The 18,860-nt window shown below is 60.8% G+C and carries 13 protein-coding genes; 1 reads left to right on the top strand and 12 read right to left on the bottom strand.

Going from position 1 to position 18,860, the window contains the following annotated elements:
- Positions 1–42: 42 nt before the first annotated feature.
- The gene (purF, locus tag ACQRCA_RS01900) at positions 43–1,713 is read right to left on the bottom strand and encodes an amidophosphoribosyltransferase (protein ID WP_427717962.1); all 1,671 of its coding nucleotides are present in this window, start codon (positions 1,711–1,713) and stop codon (positions 43–45) included.
- Between the two features lie 297 nt (positions 1,714–2,010).
- Here purF and ACQRCA_RS01895 point away from each other — a divergent pair, with 297 nt between their 5' ends.
- On the top strand, positions 2,011–3,240 hold the full coding sequence (locus ACQRCA_RS01895; RefSeq protein ID WP_427717959.1) for a putative ABC transporter permease: 1,230 nt from the start codon (positions 2,011–2,013) through the stop codon (positions 3,238–3,240).
- Between the two features lie 106 nt (positions 3,241–3,346).
- On the opposite strand, the gene ACQRCA_RS01890 is transcribed toward ACQRCA_RS01895, so the two are convergent.
- The 11 genes from ACQRCA_RS01890 to dnaB all read right to left on the bottom strand — a co-directional run bounded on the left by ACQRCA_RS01890 (position 3,347) and on the right by dnaB (position 18,779).
- Positions 3,347–3,763 carry a molybdenum cofactor biosynthesis protein MoaE gene (locus ACQRCA_RS01890; protein ID WP_427717956.1) on the bottom strand — a complete coding sequence of 139 codons (417 nt, stop codon included), beginning with the start codon at positions 3,761–3,763 and terminating at the stop codon, positions 3,347–3,349.
- A 142-nt stretch (positions 3,764–3,905) separates the two neighbouring features.
- Positions 3,906–4,910, bottom strand: a complete 1,005-nt coding sequence (locus tag ACQRCA_RS01885) for a sortase domain-containing protein (protein WP_427717953.1) — start codon at positions 4,908–4,910, stop codon at positions 3,906–3,908.
- 36 nt (positions 4,911–4,946) lie between these two features.
- Entirely contained in the window at positions 4,947–5,411 is a 465-nt protein-coding gene (purE, locus tag ACQRCA_RS01880) for a 5-(carboxyamino)imidazole ribonucleotide mutase (protein ID WP_154516732.1), read from the bottom strand.
- A 440-nt stretch (positions 5,412–5,851) separates the two neighbouring features.
- A complete protein-coding gene (carB, locus tag ACQRCA_RS01875) occupies positions 5,852–9,166 on the bottom strand; it encodes a carbamoyl-phosphate synthase large subunit (RefSeq protein ID WP_427717950.1) in 3,315 nt (1,104 codons plus the stop codon).
- Between the two features lies 1 nt (position 9,167).
- Positions 9,168–10,613 (bottom strand): glutamine-hydrolyzing carbamoyl-phosphate synthase small subunit, encoded by a 1,446-nt coding sequence (gene carA / locus ACQRCA_RS01870; RefSeq protein WP_427717947.1) that lies wholly within the window; start codon positions 10,611–10,613, stop codon positions 9,168–9,170.
- Positions 10,614–11,023: 410 nt separating this feature from the next.
- Complete coding sequence (locus tag ACQRCA_RS01865) at positions 11,024–11,989, bottom strand: hypothetical protein (protein WP_154516741.1); 966 nt, start codon at positions 11,987–11,989, stop codon at positions 11,024–11,026.
- A 19-nt stretch (positions 11,990–12,008) separates the two neighbouring features.
- A complete protein-coding gene (locus tag ACQRCA_RS01860) occupies positions 12,009–13,778 on the bottom strand; it encodes an ABC transporter ATP-binding protein (RefSeq protein WP_427717944.1) in 1,770 nt (589 codons plus the stop codon).
- 82 nt (positions 13,779–13,860) lie between these two features.
- Complete coding sequence (locus tag ACQRCA_RS01855) at positions 13,861–14,556, bottom strand: NUDIX domain-containing protein (RefSeq protein ID WP_195838565.1); 696 nt, start codon at positions 14,554–14,556, stop codon at positions 13,861–13,863.
- Between the two features lie 21 nt (positions 14,557–14,577).
- The gene (gene purD / locus ACQRCA_RS01850; protein WP_154516747.1) at positions 14,578–15,882 is read right to left on the bottom strand and encodes a phosphoribosylamine--glycine ligase; all 1,305 of its coding nucleotides are present in this window, start codon (positions 15,880–15,882) and stop codon (positions 14,578–14,580) included.
- A 120-nt stretch (positions 15,883–16,002) separates the two neighbouring features.
- Positions 16,003–17,289: an adenylosuccinate synthase gene (locus ACQRCA_RS01845; RefSeq protein ID WP_427717940.1), complete on the bottom strand. Its 1,287-nt coding sequence runs from the start codon at positions 17,287–17,289 to the stop codon at positions 16,003–16,005.
- A 92-nt stretch (positions 17,290–17,381) separates the two neighbouring features.
- Positions 17,382–18,779 carry a replicative DNA helicase gene (dnaB, locus tag ACQRCA_RS01840; RefSeq protein ID WP_427718155.1) on the bottom strand — a complete coding sequence of 466 codons (1,398 nt, stop codon included), beginning with the start codon at positions 18,777–18,779 and terminating at the stop codon, positions 17,382–17,384.
- Between the last annotated feature and the right edge of the window lie 81 nt (positions 18,780–18,860).

Below are 18,860 nucleotides of genomic sequence, written 5' to 3'. Positions count from 1 at the left end.
GATAAAACCTGCCAAAATAAACCTGTCCCTAAATGGCAGGTTCTAGGCCTCGCCGTGTTTCTCTTCCCAGCTGCGGTCATCGTATTTCTCGACCACGGCGTCGTCGCCAAAGTGCAGCGGCTTATCCAGGTTGCGGGGCTTAAAGCCCTCCATAAACTTGTCGCGGCCAAAGCTCTCGGGAATCGCCACGGGATAACGGCCGGTAAAGCACGCATCGCAGTAGCCGCCCTTGGGCATGACCTTCAGCAGGCCCTCGACCGAAAGGAAGGCCAGCGAATCGGCGCCAATGTACTCGCAGATCTCATCGACCGTCTTGTTAGCGCTGATGAGCTGCGACTGCACGTCGGTATCGATGCCGTAGAAGCACGGCCAGATGACCTCGGGCGAGTTGATGCGGATGTGAATCTCCTTGGCGCCGGCGTTGCGCAGCATCTTGACGAGCTGCACCATGGTGGTGCCGCGAACGATGGAGTCGTCGATGACGACCAGGCGCTTGCCCTCGATATTGTCGCGCAATGGATTGAGCTTCATGCGCACGCCCATGGCACGCAGCTCCTGCGTGGGCTCGATAAACGTACGGCCCACATAGCGATTCTTGATGAGGCCCTCGCCAAAGGGGATGCCGCTCTCGCGCGAATAACCCTCCGCAGGCGGCAGACCGGAGTCGGGCACGCCGATGACCAGGTCGGCATCGACGGGCTCCTCGTGTGCCAGCTGACGACCCATGTCGTAACGGCAGGCGTAGACGCTCTTGCCATTCATGATGGAGTCGGGGCGGGCAAAGTAGACCTGCTCAAAGATGCAGTTAGCGGGCTCTTCGGCAGCGGGCACACCCTGCTCGGATACCAGGCCCTCGGCACTGATGCGCAAGATCTCGCCGGGACGGACATCACGGACATACTCGGCACCCACAATGTCGAGCGCGCAGGTCTCGGAGGCAACGACCCAGCCGCCAGCGCGCGTGACATGAGCGGCAGCGTCGACCGTCGCGGCGTCGTCTTGCGACGGTAGCTGCGAAACGGATGCGGCGTCGGCCTGGTCCAGGCCCTCGTCCACGAGCTTGCCCAGCACCAGCGGACGAATGCCATGTGGGTCGCGGAAAGCGTAGAGTGCCTGCTCGTTGATGAGCGTCATGGCGTAGCCGCCGCGCACGAGCTCCATGGTCTTGCGAATGCCCTCGCGCAGGTGGCCCGTACGCTGGGTAAAGTAGCCAATGAGCTTGGTCGCGACCTCGGAATCCGAATTGGAGAGGAACGGCACGCCGAGCTCGATCAGCTGGCGGCGCAGCTCGTCAGTGTTAACCAGGGTGCCGTTGTGCGCAAGCGCGATGATGACGCTGTTGATGGTGGAAAGATGCGGCTGCGAGGCTTCCCAGCTCTTGGCGCCGGCGGTGCCATAGCGCACGTGGCCCACAGCCAACTGGCCGGAGAGCGTCGACAGGTCGGCGTTGGAGAACACGCGATCGAGCAGTCCCAGGTCTTTGCGAACCATAACCGTGCCGCCATCGCCCACGGCGATTCCCGCCGATTCCTGGCCGCGATGCTGCAGCGCACGCAGACCAAAGTACGTCAGTCGAGCCACGTCGCGATCGGGTGCCCACACACCAAAGATGCCGCATTCCTCATGCAGCTGGTCGGAGTCCGGATCATACGTCGACATGGTCGTCACCCGTCCCGTAGCACGCTCGGCCGCGCGGATGGTTTCTTGAGACATGGCATCCCCTCAGAGCCTCGTTATTTGGCGTTACCTGCCCTATTATACGCACGGCAAGACAAGCACTCCCGCGCATGAACAGCGGTTTTTAAAAGCCCACCGAGCTTATAATCCGTTTTGCGGCCAAACATTTTATCGGGCAACCCGCCCTCGGGGCCAACGGTCCCGTATGTTTCCGTCGCGACGCGTTTCGCCCACCGTTAGGGCTTACATTGCTGCAATTGGGCCATTCGTCCTGTCTTTTAGCAGGTCGGCGGCGTATCCTTGTAACCTACAACAAAACGAGAAAGGTTCCGTATGGATCGAAACGAACTCGACCCCAGCGTCCCCAGCGCCACGGAGGTCAAGAAGATTCCCCTCATCATTAAGGTGTACGCCGTCCTGTGCATCCTGTCCGGCGTAGGCACGCTCCCTTCGGTCGGCGCCTTTATGTGGCAGGTCATCACCGCGCTCATCAACGGCAACGCCGCCGCCAAGCTCGGCGACAACACGCTCGTCGCGGTCGGCCTTATCGTCGCCGGCATCATGCTCTCGGCGGCGAGCGCGGTCATCTTGATCATCTTTGGCCTGGACCTCATCAAGAACCAGCGCCGCAACGCCGCGCGCCTGTCCTATATCCTTATCGCACTTACCGTCGTTGAGCTTTTGGTCGACGTGATGCTCCAGGGTATCGGGCCGTTCTTGCTGCGCCCCGCCATCCAGCTCGGCATCCTCGTCGCGCTTTCGGCCACTGTTGACCCAACGCTTCGTCAGGAGCGCGAACTGCAGCGCCGCCTGCAGGAGATGCTCGATCGCGACGCCGCCGCCGAGGGCATGCTCGGCCGCGATGAGACCGGCGAGGGCTACATTAAGCTCAACTACTTCAACCTGTTCTGGGTATTCTTTGTCTGCTGCGTGCTCGGCCTGATCCTGGAGGACATCTGGCACATGACGGTCGACGATCCAGGCGTCTACCAGAACCGCGCCGGCATGCTATTTGGCCCCTTCAGCCCCATCTACGGATTTGGCGCCGTACTCATGACCATGGTGCTCAACCGCTTCTACAAAAAGAACCCCATCATTATCTTTTTGGTGAGCGCCCTGCTTGGCGCAAGCTTTGAGGTCTTTGTGGGCTGGTTTATGCAGACCTCGTTCGGTGTGGTCTCGTGGAGCTACTCGCATATGAAGCTCTTTGGCATGCCCGATCCGCTCGCCGTACTTACGGGCGGTCGCACTTGCACGGGCTTCGCCTGCCTGTGGGGTCTGGGCGGACTCATCTGGATCAAGCTGCTGCTGCCCAGATTGCTCAAACTCATTAACATGATTCCCTGGAAGAGTCGCTACTCAGCCACCGTCATCTTTACCATCATCATGCTGGTCGACGGCGTCATGACGCTGCAATCGCTCGACTACTGGTACCAGCGTGTCAACGGCACGGCCAGCGATATTCCCGTTGCGCAGTTCTACGGAAAGTACTTCGATAACGAGTATATGGAAAATCGCTTCCAGAGCATGACCATGAGCCCCAAGGACGCCACACGCGTGTAGCGAGCGCCGGCACAAAACAGCCCCAACACACCAAAGCCCGCTGGCAGATCTACATGAACTGCCAGCGGGCTTTTGCTATAGACGTACACGGGTTGCCGGCTAGGCGTTACGCTTCGCGCTCGACCTCGCTCACGCACTCGTTCTTGATAGTGCCGACGAGCGCCTGCAGGGCATCGACCACATGCGGGCGAATGTCTCCGCCAATGAGCACGAGCATGATATCGTCGCCCACGGCAAGCTCGCCGCTCGCCAGCCATACGCGCACATAGCCGATGCCGGGCATCGTGCGCGTTGACTCGATAGCGGCCTGCACCTTTTCGGCATCGAAGCCAAACACCATGCCGCCCACCTTGTGGCCCGGCGCCACGCCATCTGTCTCGACACCGCGCGCCTCGGACTTGGGTGTCGCACGCACCACGCCATTGTGCGTCAGGTACATGCCACACGCCGGCGCCGAAGCGTCGGCCTTGGCTTCGCGCAGCCACGCATCGACCGAAGGCATCAATTTGCCACTTTCAAGCATCATTTCTCCTTTTTCCGCCGTCGAGTAGCTAATTTGGGACGGGGCTCTTTTAGCTACCCCGGGTATGCAGAATGATTTTGCTGGGTTAGGTGACTGGGGTAGCTAAAAGAGCCCCGTCCCAAATTAGCTACTCTCGAACCGCTTATTCCTCGACCGGCGTGAGTACCATGACTGCGCGCGTATTGCTAAATGACAGTGAGCGGCAGGTCACAAGTGTTACGACCTTGGTTGCCGAAGCGGCACGATCGGTGGCATCGCTCGCCACGGCAGAGGCGCCGTCGAGCATCTCGGACAGATAATTCGTCAGCCCGTCGTCGCCCTCAAAGTTGGTCGCGCGCGCCTTGGAGTACGTATCCTCAACCACCTTGGTCGCCAGCGGTCTCAGCTTATACGTGCCATCGCGCGTGATGTAGTACACGTACTCGATGCTGTCGAACGTCGCCTGGTTGGTGGTGTCCGAGATCACATTAAACATCGATCCGTCGTTCATATGGTGGCCGTAGATTGTCGTCTGCTGGTCCACCATGCCCGGCGCGACATCTTCGAAGTCCAAGAAAATCGCACCCGATGCATTGGACGTACCGTCAAACAGCGTGTTGAGGTATTTAGAGTTGTCCTTGGCCTGCACCACGGGATAGTTGATGTTGGTATCCGGCACATAAATCCATCCCACGATCTCGGGATTTGCCTTAGCAAGAGCGTCAAAATCGACAATCGGCACGCCGCTCGCATCCTTATCGCTCACGTACTGCTTCTCGATCTTTTGGTACGAATCGCTCGCCTGCTTGTAGCCAATCTGTGCATTGATAAAGATGGCGGCAGCGGCAACGATCAGACCGATGCCCACGATGATGAGCAGAATGGGGATGATGGAGCGGCGCTTCTTACGCGGCGGCTCGGTGTAGCTGGACGGAGCGCCGCTCGGTCGCCTCGTCGGCCGGGCCTGCTTCTTTGCCGTGCCATATGACGAGGGGCGAAACGCAGCCGGTGTATCCTGACGGCGATGGGACGTCGGCGTTACGGGGCGCGGCGCACGAGCCTGTTGAGGAGAGGATGCCCGACCCTGCTGCATGGAGCGGGCCGATCCCGACTTGGATGGATCGGGGATCTGAGAAGCCGAGAAACGTTTTCCCTGATAGTCGGACATGACTCTCCCTATGATTACAACGGAACGGCAAGCCGCTTAAGCGTCAGCCATCTCCTGCTTCATCTTCTCGATAATCGCGCGATACTCGGGATCGCAAGCACCCAGAATCTGCGTGGCGTAGATGGCGGCGTTCTTGGCGCCGTTGATGGCAACGCATGCCACAGGCACGCCCGAAGGCATCTGCACCATCGACAGCAGCGAATCCATGCCGCCCAGATCACTCGTCTTCATAGGCACGCCGATAACCGGCAGCGGCGTAAAGGCAGCCACGACACCGCCCAGATGCGCGGCCTTGCCGGCTGCGGCGATAATCACCTTGATGCCACGGTCGGCGGCAGTCGAAGCCCACTCGTGGACCTTCGCCGGCGTACGGTGCGCGCTGGCAATCACGAGCTCATAGGGCACACCGAGCGCCTCGAGCTCGGCGGTGCAGCCTTCCATAACGCCCAGATCGGACTTGGAACCCATGATGATCCCGACAACCGGCTTTTGATCTGCCATAAACAAAGACCTCCTGTTGAGAGCGGTGACGCGGCCAATCCGCGACCCTTAACTACTGAGAGTAGTATAGCTGCTCCCGTCCCTGCGGTCTGTGGGTGCTCTGCGGCGGCCCGGTGTTTTCATCTTCACTCCGGTTGCTACGCAAAGTCGTTCAGCTAAATAACCCAGCCCGCCGCGGGGCACCCGGGGACCTACCGGGGATTGCCATGACGTACGTTGGCTGAAATATTAACGTGGGATCTGCCGTTCATTCGAACGGCAGATCCCACGCTCACTTTATTTCTCAACCCTAGTCATCGCGCAAAGCCCCTTCTGCAGCACACGGTGCAACCGAGTCACCGCAGGCCGGGGCGGGAGACGGACCTTTCTCTCGGAAAACTTCGCGAAGCCCAGTTTCCGAGAGAAAGTGTCCGGCTGCCGCCCCGGCCGACCAGGTCACATTACACCGTGTACTGCGGCAGGTCCTGCAGGGCGATGACGTCCATGCCCATGTCGTTGGCGCTGCCGTGGCCCTGCTGGTCCTCGCGCACCGCCTCGATAGCACTCACGTAGGTGTTGGCGGCAGACATCGCCGTCACACAGGTCACGCCGCGGCGCACCGCCTCGGTGCGTAACAGATAGCCGTCGCCGCGCGAGCCCGGGCCGTACGGCGTATTGATGATCACCGCGATCTTGCCATCGGCGATAAGGTCACCGATGTTGGGGTGCTCGCCGTCGTGTGGGCCGCTGATCTTTTCCACGACCTCGCACGTCACGTTGCCTCCGCGCAGCACGCGCGCCGTCCCCTCGGTAGAGCAGATGTCAAAGCCCAGATAGCGCAGGATACGGGCGACCGAAAGGATATGGCGCTTGTCGCGATCGCACACGCTAATGAACACCTTGCCGGCGCTCGGATCGGGCAGCTTGTAGTCAATCGCCAGCTGTGTCTTGGCGTATGCCTCGGGATAGCTCTTGGCGACACCCATGACCTCGCCCGTCGACTTCATCTCGGGCCCCAGGATAACGTCGGCTCCCGGGAAACGACCCCAGGGCATAACGGCTTCCTTCATGCAGAAGCAGTCCAGCTGGCGCTCGTCGCTCGGCAGGCCCAGGCTCGCGATGGAATCGCCCGCCATGATGCGCGCCGCGCACTTGGCCAGCGGCACGCCGGTGGCCTTGGAGATAAACGGCACGGTACGGCTGGCACGCGGGTTGGCCTCGATCACGTAGACGGTCTCGCCCTTGATGGCATACTGCACATTGACCAGGCCGCGAACTCCCAGCGCCATCGCGATGCGACGCGTGGTCTCGCGGAGCTTCGCCTGCAGACTCTCGCTAAAGCTAAACGGCGGAATGCAAGTCGCGGAGTCACCGGAGTGGATACCGGCCTCCTCGATATGCTCCAGAATACCGCCGATGTAGACCTCCTCGCCGTCGCACAGGGCATCGACATCGGACTCGATCGCGCCCTCCAGGAAGCGGTCGAGGTACACCGGGTAGTCGGGGCTAATGCGAGCAGCCTCGGCCATGTAATCGTGCAGATGCTCGGCATCGTAGGCGATCATCATGCCGCGCCCGCCCAACACATAGCTCGGACGAACCAGCAGCGGGTAGCCGATATGCGCAGCCACGGCCTCGGCCTCCTCAAACGAGGTGGCCTGACCCGCCGGCGGGTACATAATGCCCAGCTTGTCGAGCAGGGCGGCAAAGCGCTCGCGGTCCTCGGCAAAATCGATGGCATCGGGCTTAGTACCCATGATGTTCACGCCGCTCTCCTCGAGCATGCGCGCCAGCTTAAGCGGGGTCTGGCCGCCGAGCGTCACCACGACGCCGTCGGGGCGCTCAACATCGATAACGTCCATGACGTCCTCGTAGGTGAGCGGCTCAAAGTACAGACGATCGGACGTGTCGTAGTCGGTCGAGACGGTCTCGGGGTTGCAGTTGACCATGATGGTCTCGAAGCCACGGGCCGCCAGCGCGTAGCTCGCGTGCACGCAGCAGTAGTCAAACTCGATACCCTGGCCGATACGGTTGGGGCCGGCACCCAGAATCATCGCCTTGGGCTTATCTGCCGGCGTGGTCTCGTCGGGGGCAACGCACTTCTTGGCGACCGGGCTCGTGCGGTAGATGTTTTCGTAGGTCTTGTAGTGATACTCCGTGGCACTCGAGAACTCAGCAGCGCAGGTGTCGACCGTCTTCATGCTGGGAACCACGCCCAGGCCCTTACGGTAAGCGCGAACAAAGCGCTCGTCCGAGCCGGTCAGCGCGGCAATCTCGGCATCGCTCGTGCCATACTGCTTGAGCAGGCGCATCGCGTCGGCGTCGATGTCCTCCACGCGCAGGCCGCGAATGCTCTCCTGGACCTGCACCATATCGTTGATACGGTTGAGATACCACGGATCGATGCCGCAGATGGCATGGATGCGCGCGACATCCCAGCCACGACGCAGGGCCTCGACCACAAAGAAGATGCGGTGCTCAGTCGGGGTGCCCACGGCCTGAGCGAGCTCGTCGTCGCTCAGCTTATCGGCACCTTCCTTGCCACCAGCGCAAATGCCCTGATGCCCGTCCTCCAGCGAGCGCATGGCCTTGCCAAAGGCCTCCTCAAAGGTGCGGCCGATCGCCATGATCTCGCCCACGGCTTTCATGCGCGTTGTGAGCGTGGGGTCGGTACCCTTGAACTTCTCAAAGGCAAAGCGCGGCACCTTGACCACACAGTAGTCGATCGTGGGCTCAAAGCAGGCAGGCGTGGCTTTGGTGATGTCGTTGACGATCTCGTCGAGCGTGTAGCCCACGGCCAGGCGAGCGGCGGCCTTGGCGATGGGGAAGCCCGTGGCCTTGGAGGCCAGTGCGGACGAACGGCTCACGCGCGGGTTCATCTCGATGACGATCAGGCGACCGGTCTGCGGGTTCACGGCAAACTGCACGTTGGAGCCACCGGTCTCGACGCCGATCTTCTCCAGAATGGCGAGCGAGGCGACACGCATGCGCTGATACTCAAGGTCGGAGAGGGTCTGCGCCGGCGCCACGGTGATGGAGTCGCCGGTATGCACGCCCATGGGGTCGAGGTTCTCGATGGAGCACACGATGATGCCGTTGCCGGCGTGGTCGCGCATGACCTCCATCTCGTACTCTTTCCAACCCTCTATGGACTCCTCGACCAGCACCTCGTGGGCGGGCGAGAGCTCAAGGCCCTGGCTCACGATGGAGACGAGCTCCTCGTGGGTGTGCGCGATGCCGCCGCCGGCGCCGCCCAGGGTAAAGCTCGGGCGCAGCACGCAGGGATATCCCACGCGCTCGGCGATGGCCTCGGCGTCGGCCACGCTGTAGGCATAGCCCGAGCGCGCGACCTCCAGGCCGATCTCAGCCATGGCCTCGTTAAAGAGCTTGCGGTCCTCGCCGCGCTCGATGGCGGCGAGGTCGCAGCCGATCATCTCGACGCCATACTGGTCGAGCGTGCCGTCCTTTGCCAGCTCGACGGCGGCGTTCAGACCGGTCTGGCCGCCTAGCGTGGGCAGCAGCGCGTCCGGGCGCTCCTTCTTGATCACGCGCTCGATAAATTCGGCGGTGATGGGCTCGACATAGGTGCGGTCGGCCAGGCCCGGGTCGGTCATGATGGTCGCCGGGTTGGAGTTGACCAGGATGACCTCAAAGCCATCCTCCTTGAGCACCTTGCAGGCCTGGGCGCCGGAGTAGTCGAACTCGCAGGCCTGGCCAATGACGATGGGACCCGAGCCAATGACGAGGATGCGCTTGATGTCAGTACGTTTAGGCATGTTAGTTCTCCTCGGTCTCGGTCGTGGCGGAACCCTCGTCGGCAAAGTTCCAGCCCTGCAGGCGGTCCTTCGCGGTGTCGATGTCCAGGTAGTTCTCCTCGCCGTCCATGAGTCGCGTAAAGGCGGTAAAGAGATAGTGGGCATCGGTGGGGCCGGGCGAGGCCTCGGGGTGGTACTGGACCGAGAAGCACGGGGCGTCGAGCAGCTGAATGCCCTCGGCGGTGCCGTCGTTGAGGTTCACGTGCGTCAGGCGAATGCGGCCAAAGCGCTCGTTCATCACGACGGGCGCGATACCACGGCGCACCCAGACGCGCAGATCGCCGTCGGCCGCATGCTCGGTCTCGCCGCCCGAAAGTTCGGGGACAAGCTTGCCCAAGCTGGGGAACAGCAGGCCAAAGCCATGGTTTTGCGCGGTAATTTCCACGCGGCGGCTGACCAGGTTCATAACCGGCTGGTTACCGCCACGGTGACCGAATTTGAGTTTTTCCATCTGGGCGCCGCATGCCAAGCTGATCATCTGGTGACCCAGGCAAATGCCAAAGACGGGCACCTTGCCGATCAGCTGCTGCACCTGCTCGTAGGTCTCTACCACGGCATCGGGGTCGCCGGGACCGTTGGACAAAAAGACGCCATCGGGATTCATGTCGAGTACCTGACGCGCGGGTGTATCCCACGGCACGACGGTGAGGGCGCAGCCAGCACGGACCAGACCCTCCAGGATGCCACGCTTGACACCGCAGTCATACGCGACCACGTTGTGGCGGGCGGGAGCGGGGGCCGCAAGCGCAAAGCCATGCTCGGCGGGCAGATCGCTCCCGGCGAACGGATGGGGCGCAGGGCAGCTCACGGTCTTGACCAGGTTCTCCCCCACCAGCGTGGGAGCAGAGGCCAAGCGCTCGGCAAGCTCGTCGATATCGAGGACCTCGGTCGAGATAATGCCCATCTTGGAGCCATTGTCGCGCAGGTGGCGCACCAGGGCTCGGGTGTCGACGCCCTCGATAGCGACGATGCCGTGTGCGCGCAGGTACTCCGGCACGCTGACGGCCGAGCGCCAGTTAGAAGGCGTGGCACACATGTCGCGCACGATCATGCCGCGCATGGCGGGAGCACTCGCAGGGCGTACGTCATCGCCGGGGAAGGCGGACTGGACATCGGTCTCGTCGATGCCATAGTTGCCAATCTGCGGATAGGTCATGGTAACGATCTGGCCAGCATAGCTCGGGTCGGTCATAACCTCAAAGTAACCCTCGAGTGAGGTATTGAAGCAGACTTCGCCGGTCGCGGTGCCCTCGGCACCACATGCACGGCCATAAAAAATGGTCCCATCCTCAAGGTACAGGATGCAGGGACCGCAAGCACCCTTGCTGGTTTTGGCCAGCATGCGCTGGCACAGTTCGCTGGGCGCGATGGTGCGGGCGGCAGCGCCCGCAATATGGTTGTTCGCCATAGTTCTCCTTCCCGGTCTCTCGGGACCGGCTTAAAGGTGTGTAGTTAGGCCTCGCGGTATTCTAACCGTAAGTATGCCTTATGGCGTTAATTACATAGAATTGTTTACAAAATGATAATTATGACTTCTTATGCATAATGATTTTTCTGGGACGGGGATTAAAAAATCATTCTGAAAGCAGAGCTTTGTCGCTGAGTAGTCAATTTGGGACGGGGCTATTTTAGCTGCCCCGTCCGTCAATCAACCTAACCGTCGTGCCACCAGCCGGGGCAGCTAAAATAGCCCCGTCCCAAATTGACTACTCGCCAACCGCATACATGACAGAATGATTTTTAATCCCCGTCCCAGAAAAATGATCCCGCGTGGGCTTGCGGCTCACGCGGGATGTCATCGTTCTATGTGGCTGCGGACTACTTTTGCTTGTCCTGCTCAAGTAATTCGGACGGGGTGCGGCCAAGCTTGCCGCCACGGAAAATCTCGCGGCCGTGCAGGCGGTGCTCCAGGTCACGTTCGGCCTTTTCCTCGTCAATCTTAGTCTGGCTCACCGCCGGGTCCTCGATGAGCGACGATACCGAGTTCACCTGTTTCTGAATACGCTCGGCAATGGTGTCATCCATGCTCACGATACGCATCTTCCAGTCGATATTGGTGGCGTTGGAAGAGCTCTTGGTCCAGACGAACGTCATGATGGCACTCTGGTGGCCCTGGGCGGGAAACATGCCAAAGAAGGAATCATGCTGAATCCTGCTGTCCTCGTCGATATAGGCGTGGACGTTATACACCACACGGTCAATCTTGTCGTTGAGCAGGGCATTGGTTGCGAGCGCCGCCGCCTGAATCTGACCGTTGGACAGCAACTCGAGTTCATTGGCAGAAGACGTGTCCAGCACCGTCACCTCAACCGTGCCCGTACCCTCGTCGGCCTCGTCGACGGTAAAATCGAGCGGGAACTGCGTAAAGCCGTTGCCCCATTCAAGTCCACCTTTGAGCGCGGTCGAAACGGTATCCACCGAAACGCTCTCGGAGAGGTTCGCGGTGTTCAGGCGTCGCATCACGCCGTAGCCGATCTGCATGCCCACAATCAGCACCAAGATGCCGATAACCACGGCCATGGCAGTTTTCGTAATGGTATGGCTCACCTGCGAACCCGAAGGATCGTCCTCGGACAGCGGGTCGATATGTTTTGCCTGGCTCGCGCGATCCTCGCTGCGCAGCCGCGCCAGTGTCGCCTTGTCACCGCGTTTGACGGCAGACTCTTTCTCGCGCATGCGCTCGGTACGCTTTTTGGCGAGTGTAGGATCCAAGACGCCGGATGCATCGATTTCGGAGAATAACTCCGTCACTTCTTCCGGAGTCAGATGGTTCTTATCAGCCATAACCTTCCTGTCATATCAATCAGTCGAGCTCGTGCGCACGCGCACCTTCGAACTGCATTCGATAGTAACGGGCATAAGTGCCGCCACGGGCGAGAAGCTCCTCGTGCGTGCCACGTTCCACAACGCGACCATGCTCAACGGTCGCAATCTCGTCGGCATGCTTAATGGTCGAGAGACGGTGAGCGATGATGATCGTGGTGCGGCCACGCGCCAAGCGCTCGAGCGACTCCTGAACCGCCTCCTCGCTCTCGTTATCCAGAGCACTGGTCGCCTCATCCAAAATAAGGATCTTGGGATTTTTGAGAAACACGCGCGCGATGGCGACGCGCTGCTTTTGACCACCAGAAAGACGGCTGCCGCGCTCGCCCACCACGGTGTCGTAGCCCTGCGGAAGCGACTCGATAAAGGTATCGATATTGGCACGGCGGGCCGCCTCGGCGATTTCTTCTGCCGTGGCGCCCGGCTTGCCATAGGCGATGTTCTCGCCAATCGTTCCGTCGAACAGATAGACATCTTGCTGCACCAGGCCGATGGATTGGCGCAGGCTACGCTGCGTCACGTCGCGCACATCCTGGCCGTCAATGCTAATGGAGCCGGCGGCAACGTCGTAAAAGCGCGGCAACAGCGAACAAGTCGTTGATTTGCCGCCGCCCGAGGGACCAACCAAAGCGATGGTTTGACCGGGCTTAATGGACAGATCCATATGGTCGATAACGGGGCGCGTCCCGTCGCCCGCGCCCAGCTCGACATCCTCGTAGCTAAAGCACACGTCGCGATACTCAACAGCGCCGGCCGTCACCTGCAGATCCGCAGCACCCGGCTTATCCTGAATATCGGGGACAGTCGAGAGCACCTCGTCCATGCGCTTAAAGCCGGCGATGGCTTTCTGATACGTCTCGGCCGAATTGACGAGCGTCTCAAGCGGCGTGCAGAACAGCGAAATGTAGAGCGCGAAGGTTGCCATATCGACCGCCTGCAGCTGGCCTTGGGCAACGAGCCAACCGCCCAGCAGCACCACGATTACATAGAGCACGCCCGAGAGCAGACCATACGTCGCGGTGTAGACGCCCATGGCGTGATACATGTTTTCCTTGGACGAAAGGTAGCGATCGTTAGAGGCACGGAACTTAGAGCGTTCGGTCTGCTCATTGGCAAAACTTTTGACCACACGCATGCCCGCCAGCGAATCCTGCAGCTGCGCATTGATGCCGCTGATCTTTTTGCGGTTATCGCTAAAGACCTCGCGCATGCGCATATTCTGCCAAAACATAATGACCGCGAACACCGCCGTCACCACGACCATGGCGAGTGCGAGCACCGGCGCAATGGTAAACAGAATCACAAACGAGCCAATGATCTCGATACCGCAAATAATGATCCATTCGGGCACGTGGTGCGCCGCCTCGCAGATATCGAACAGGTCGTTGACCACGCGGCTCATCATGTCACCCGAGCTGTTGCGATCAAAGTACGCAAAGCTAAAACGCTCGTACTGATCGAACAAGTCCTCACGCATCTTGGACTCCATGCGCGCGCCCATCACGTGGCCCCAATAGCTCACAAAGTAGCGGCAGGCGCAGCGGGTGGCATACATCAGCACCAGTCCCACCGCGATCATACCGAGCGCCTGCATAATGGCAGTCTGGCCCTGGGTAAACAGCCCGCCGCACAGATTGCGCAGGATAATGGGAAACGCCAGGTCAATGGCGGCGAGCACCAGGGCGCAAATGGTATCGGCAACAAAAAGCCCCATCTGGGGCTTGTAGTAAGACAGAAAACGCTTCAGCATGTGATCCTCAAAGAAATATCAGCAACGTAAGACCCTGGGACAAAGCAATCAGTAGTACTTGTCCCAGGGCTATCCCCACTCGTTACAGCTCAGAACCACCAAGGCGGTGCGCGATGCTGTCGCAGGCAAGTGCGCCCACGACGGTCTTGGCATCCTCGATCTTGCCGTCGAGCACGGCATCGATCAGCTCGTGCAGCGGCACCAGGTCAACGTTGACAAACTCGTCATCGTCGGGGTTGGGCGCATCGAACTCGAGCTTGGTGGCCAGGTAGATGTGAATAATCTCGTCGCAAAAACCGCAGGTCGTGACAATAGACGTTAAAAAGCGAATGCGCCCGGCCTTAAAGCCCGTCTCCTCATGCAGCTCGCGCCTGGCACAATCGAGCGGGTCCTCGCCTGGGTCGAGCTTGCCGGCGGGAATCTCAACCGTCACGCGGTCGATGGCGGTGCGGTACTGACGCACCAGTACGATCTTGCCGCTCTCGGTCAGCGCCACAACGGCTGCCGCACCCGGATGGCGAACGATATCGCGGGCGCTGCGGTGACCGTTGGGCAGCTCAACCTCAAGACGGTGGACGTCGAGGATCTTGCCCTTCCAGGCGCACTCCTCCGAAAGAATCTTCTCGTGCAGCTCGGCATCGTGCGGGTCGTCGTCGCCCAGCACCAGCGCCGGCTCGTCAGCAACCTCGCCACCAGGCTCGCCCTCGGCGTGCCCATACATGCGGCTGTCCTCTTCGACGATTTGCGCGTCCACGAGCTCTTCGTTCTTCTCGTCCATCCGTCTCATTCCTCTCGGATTTTAGGCATCCCAGGCGTCGCGGCCGCGCAGCGCGCGCAGTCCAATGTCGTGACGCAGGGTCTTGCCCTCAAAATCGATCTTCTCGCAAGCCTCGTAGGCAAGGTTGCGAGCGTTCTCGAACGTGTCGCCCAGCGCGGTCACGGCGAGCACGCGGCCGCCGTTGGTCACGAGCTGGCCGTCCACCACGGCGGTGCCGGCGTGATACACGGTCACATTCTCCATGGCCTCGGCATCCTCGATGCCGGTGATGACCTTGCCCTTCTCGTAGCTGCCGGGATAACCCGCGCTCGTCAGGACAACGGCCACCGCCCACTCGTCACGCCAATCGAGCTCAATCTGGTCGAGCTCGCAGTTAGCGCAGGCAAGCATGACCTCGACCAGGTCGTTCTTAAGGCGCGGCAGCACGACCTGCGTCTCGGGGTCGCCAAAGCGGGCGTTAAACTCCAGCACCTTGGGGCCGGCGGGGGTAAGCATAAAGCCGCCGTACAGGCAGCCACGGTAATCGATACCCTCGGCGGCGAGCTCGGCCACGGTCTGCTCCATGACCTTCACCATGGTGGCGTGCTCCTCGTCGGTCACGATGGGCACCGGGCTGTAGACGCCCATGCCGCCCGTGTTGGGACCAAGGTCGCCCTCAAGCGCGCGCTTGTGGTCCTGCGAGGTGGCCATGGGGCGCACGGTCTTGCCGTCGGTAAAGGCCAGCAGCGAGCACTCGGGGCCAACGAGCATCTCCTCGATAACCACGGTGTTGCCGGCGTCGCCAAAGGTGCCGCCAAAGCACTCGCGCACGGCCTCTTCGGCCTGCGAAAGCTCGGTTGCCACAATAACGCCCTTGCCCGCGGCAAGACCGTCGGCCTTCACGACCAGCGGAGCGCCCTGCTCGCGCACATAGGCGAGAGCCGAAGCCTCGTCGGTAAACGAGCCGTAGGCGGCCGTCGGAATGCCCGCGCGCTCCATGAGCTGCTTGGAAAACAGCTTAGAGCCCTCCATCTGAGCGCCCTCGGCACCCGGGCCAAAGCAGGGAATACCCGCCGCGCGCACGGCGTCGGCCACGCCCGCCACGAGCGGAGCCTCGGGGCCAATCACCACGAGTCCGCATCCGTGGCTCTGTGCAAACGCCGCCACGGCAGCAGGATCGCAATCGTCGAGAACCACGTTCTCGCCGCAGCTCGCGGTGCCGCCGTTGCCCGGGGCGATGTAGAGCTTGCCGGCGCGCGGTGATGCCGCGAGCTTGGCTGCCAAAGCATGCTCGCGGCCGCCGCTGCCCAACAACAGGATGTCGATGGTTTGAGTGTCCGCCTTCAAGGGTGCCTCCTCTATGGATTAACGGCCCGTCAACCATGCGGGCCCATTACAAGCAAATATACCCCTCGGCCGCCCGTCCGGGCTGCGAAGGGGTATATCGCAATAACCAAATAACGCCGATTACTTCCAGAATCGGTTGATGATCTGCTCGCGGCCGGCGCCAACACCGACAAACGTCACGCGCGTGTGCGCCAGATCCTCGACAAATGCCACGTAGTCCTGAGCCTCCTGCGGCAGCTCCTCAAAGCTGCGGCAGCCGGTAATATCGCACTTCCAGCCGGGAAGCTCCTCGTAGATGGGCTTGGCATGCTCAAAGCGCACCTGGTGCTCGGGCACGCTGGTGTAGCGCTCGCCGTCGACGTCATAGGCCACGCACACCTTAATGGTGTCGAAGACCGAAAGCACGTCGAGCTTGGTCAGGGCGATGTCGGTAAGACCGTTGACGCGCGAGGCGTAGTTGGCGATGGGACCGTCAAACCAGCCGCAGCGACGACGGCGACCGGTGGTCACGCCGTACTCATAGCCCTCCTCGGTCAGCGTATGGCCGGCCTCGGACTCGTAGGAAAGCTCAGTGGGCATGGGGCCTGCACCGACGCGGGTGATGTAGGCCTTCATGACGCCCAGCACGCGATCGACGTTTTTCATGCCAACACCAGAACCGGTGATCGCGCCGCCGGCGGTGCAGTTAGAAGACGTGACAAACGGATAGGTGCCATGGTCGATATCGAGCAATGTTGCCTGGGCGCCCTCAAAGAGCAAGGTCTTGCCCTCATCGATCATGTTGTTGAGCAGCAGGCTCGTCTCGGTGATGTACGGGCGCAGGCGCTCGGCCATGGGCAGGTACTCTTCACAGATCTGGTCCACGGTGTAGGTGGGCAGGCCGTAAAGCAGCTCGAGCTCGGGATTCACGCGGGCAAGAGCGGTTTCCAGCTTGTCGCGGAAGAGCTCCTCGTCCAGCATGTCCTGCATACGAAGGCCAATACGAGCCATCTTGTCCTGATAGCACGGGCCAATGCCGCGCTTGGTGGTACCGATACTCTTCTTGCCGAGCTTCTGCTCAAAGGCTCCGTCCAGGTCGACGTGATACGGCATGATCACGTGTGCGTTGCCGCTGATCTTGAGGTTCTTGGTGGTGATGCCATCGGCCTCGAACATGTCGATCTCCTCAAGGACAACCTTGGGGTTGACGACGCAGCCGTTGCCAATCACCGACACGTGGTCGGCGTACATGATGCCGGAGGGCACCTGGTGCAGGCCGTACTTCTTGCCGTTGACAACGATGGTGTGCCCGGCGTTGTTGCCGCCCGAATAGCGCACGACGGCATCGAAGTCGCCGGCGATCAGGTCGCAGATCTTACCCTTGCCCTCATCGCCCCACTGGGCACCGACCAAAACGGTTGACGGCATGTTTACTCCTTACATACATGGACTGTCTGCGCGCCACACGGCGGGCAGAAGCACAAAACATTCCCAGTATACCCGTGCAACGGGCGCCTGTCCTACTCCTCGGTATGCACCCCATCAAGCTCATAGAACTTGGTAGATGCCGGCAGGAACATCAGGTCGACGTCGCCGATCGGGCCCGAACGGTTCTTGGCCACGACAATACGCGTGACGCCCTCGTCGGGTCGGTCGTCGCGCGAGGCCTCAGCCTCGTCGGCGGAACGGTCCAAGAACATGACGATATCGGCGTCCTGCTCGATGGAGCCCGATTCGCGCAGGTCGGAAAGCTGCGGGCGCTTGCCGGTACGGGATTCGACCTGACGCGACAGCTGAGACAGCGCGATCAGCGGAATCTTGAGTTCCTTGGCCATAATCTTTAAGCCACGAGACATCTCGGAGACCTCGACGGTGCGGCTCTCGGAACGGCGTCCCGGCGGAGGACTCACCAGCTGCAGGTAGTCCAAGATAATGATGGCCTTCTCCTTGTTGTGGAGCATGCGGCGGCTCTTGGCGCGAATCTCGGTCACCGTGGTGCCGGGCGTATCGTCAATCAGAATATCGAGCTTGGACAAAGTCTGCGTGGCCTCGTTGATATTGGCCCACTGCTCGGGGCTAATGCGACCCATGCGAAAATCACTGATCGAAATCATGGCATAGGCGCAAATCAGGCGCTGGGCAATTTCCTTGCCCGACATCTCCAGCGAGAAAAAGCCGACGGTGTAGCCCGCAGCGGCGGCATTGAGCGCCAGGTTTAGAGCGAACGAGGTCTTACCCACGGCGGGGCGGGCGCCGATAATGATGAGCTGGCCCTCACGGAAGCCCATAAGCATGCGGTCGAGTGACGGGAAGCCCGTGGGAACGCCCGCTGCCTGGCCACCGGCCTGGCACACTTCCTCGGCCTCGTTATAGGCCTCGACCATAAACTCGGTCAGTGTCTTGTAGCTCGACTTAACCTCGCGCGCCGTAACCTTGAGCAGCTTGCTCTCGGCCAGCTCCACGACCTCTTTGGTATCGGTGGGGGCGTTATAGGCCAGCGCGTTAATCTCGTTGGTGGCGCCAATCAGCTCACGCAGCATCGAGTCGCGACGAACGATGGCGGCATGGTGCTGCCAGTTGACGAGCGACAGGGTCTGACCCATCAGCTCCAAAATGTACGCCTCGCCGCCCACGGCATCGAGCTTGTTGATGCTTCGCAGGTAATCGATCAGCGAGATGGAGTCGATGGGGATGCGACTGTTGTACATATCTACCATCGCGGTGTAGATGGTCTTATGAATGGGCCGGTAGAAATCATCGGGCTGCAGCTCGACCTGGGCTTCTTCGACCACTTCGGGCGATAGCAGCATGGCGGCCAGTACGTTGGCCTCTGCATCTTGGTTTTGGGGGAGACCCAACTTGGAGCCGCGGTCCTCGACCGTCAGCCATGTCTCCCTATCGTCATATGCCATGAGCATCCTCATTCATATCGCTTGCGAGCATCCATAGTATCAGCCACAGATTTAAATCGAGGCGCGCCTTAACAATCATCACCGAAC

It is taken from the genome of Collinsella sp. SGI.095 (assembly GCF_050314535.1).
Lineage (GTDB): Bacteria > Actinomycetota > Coriobacteriia > Coriobacteriales > Coriobacteriaceae > Collinsella.
The sequence above is the reverse complement of the archived record's forward strand: the minus strand, read 5'-3'. Positions and strand labels throughout refer to the sequence as shown.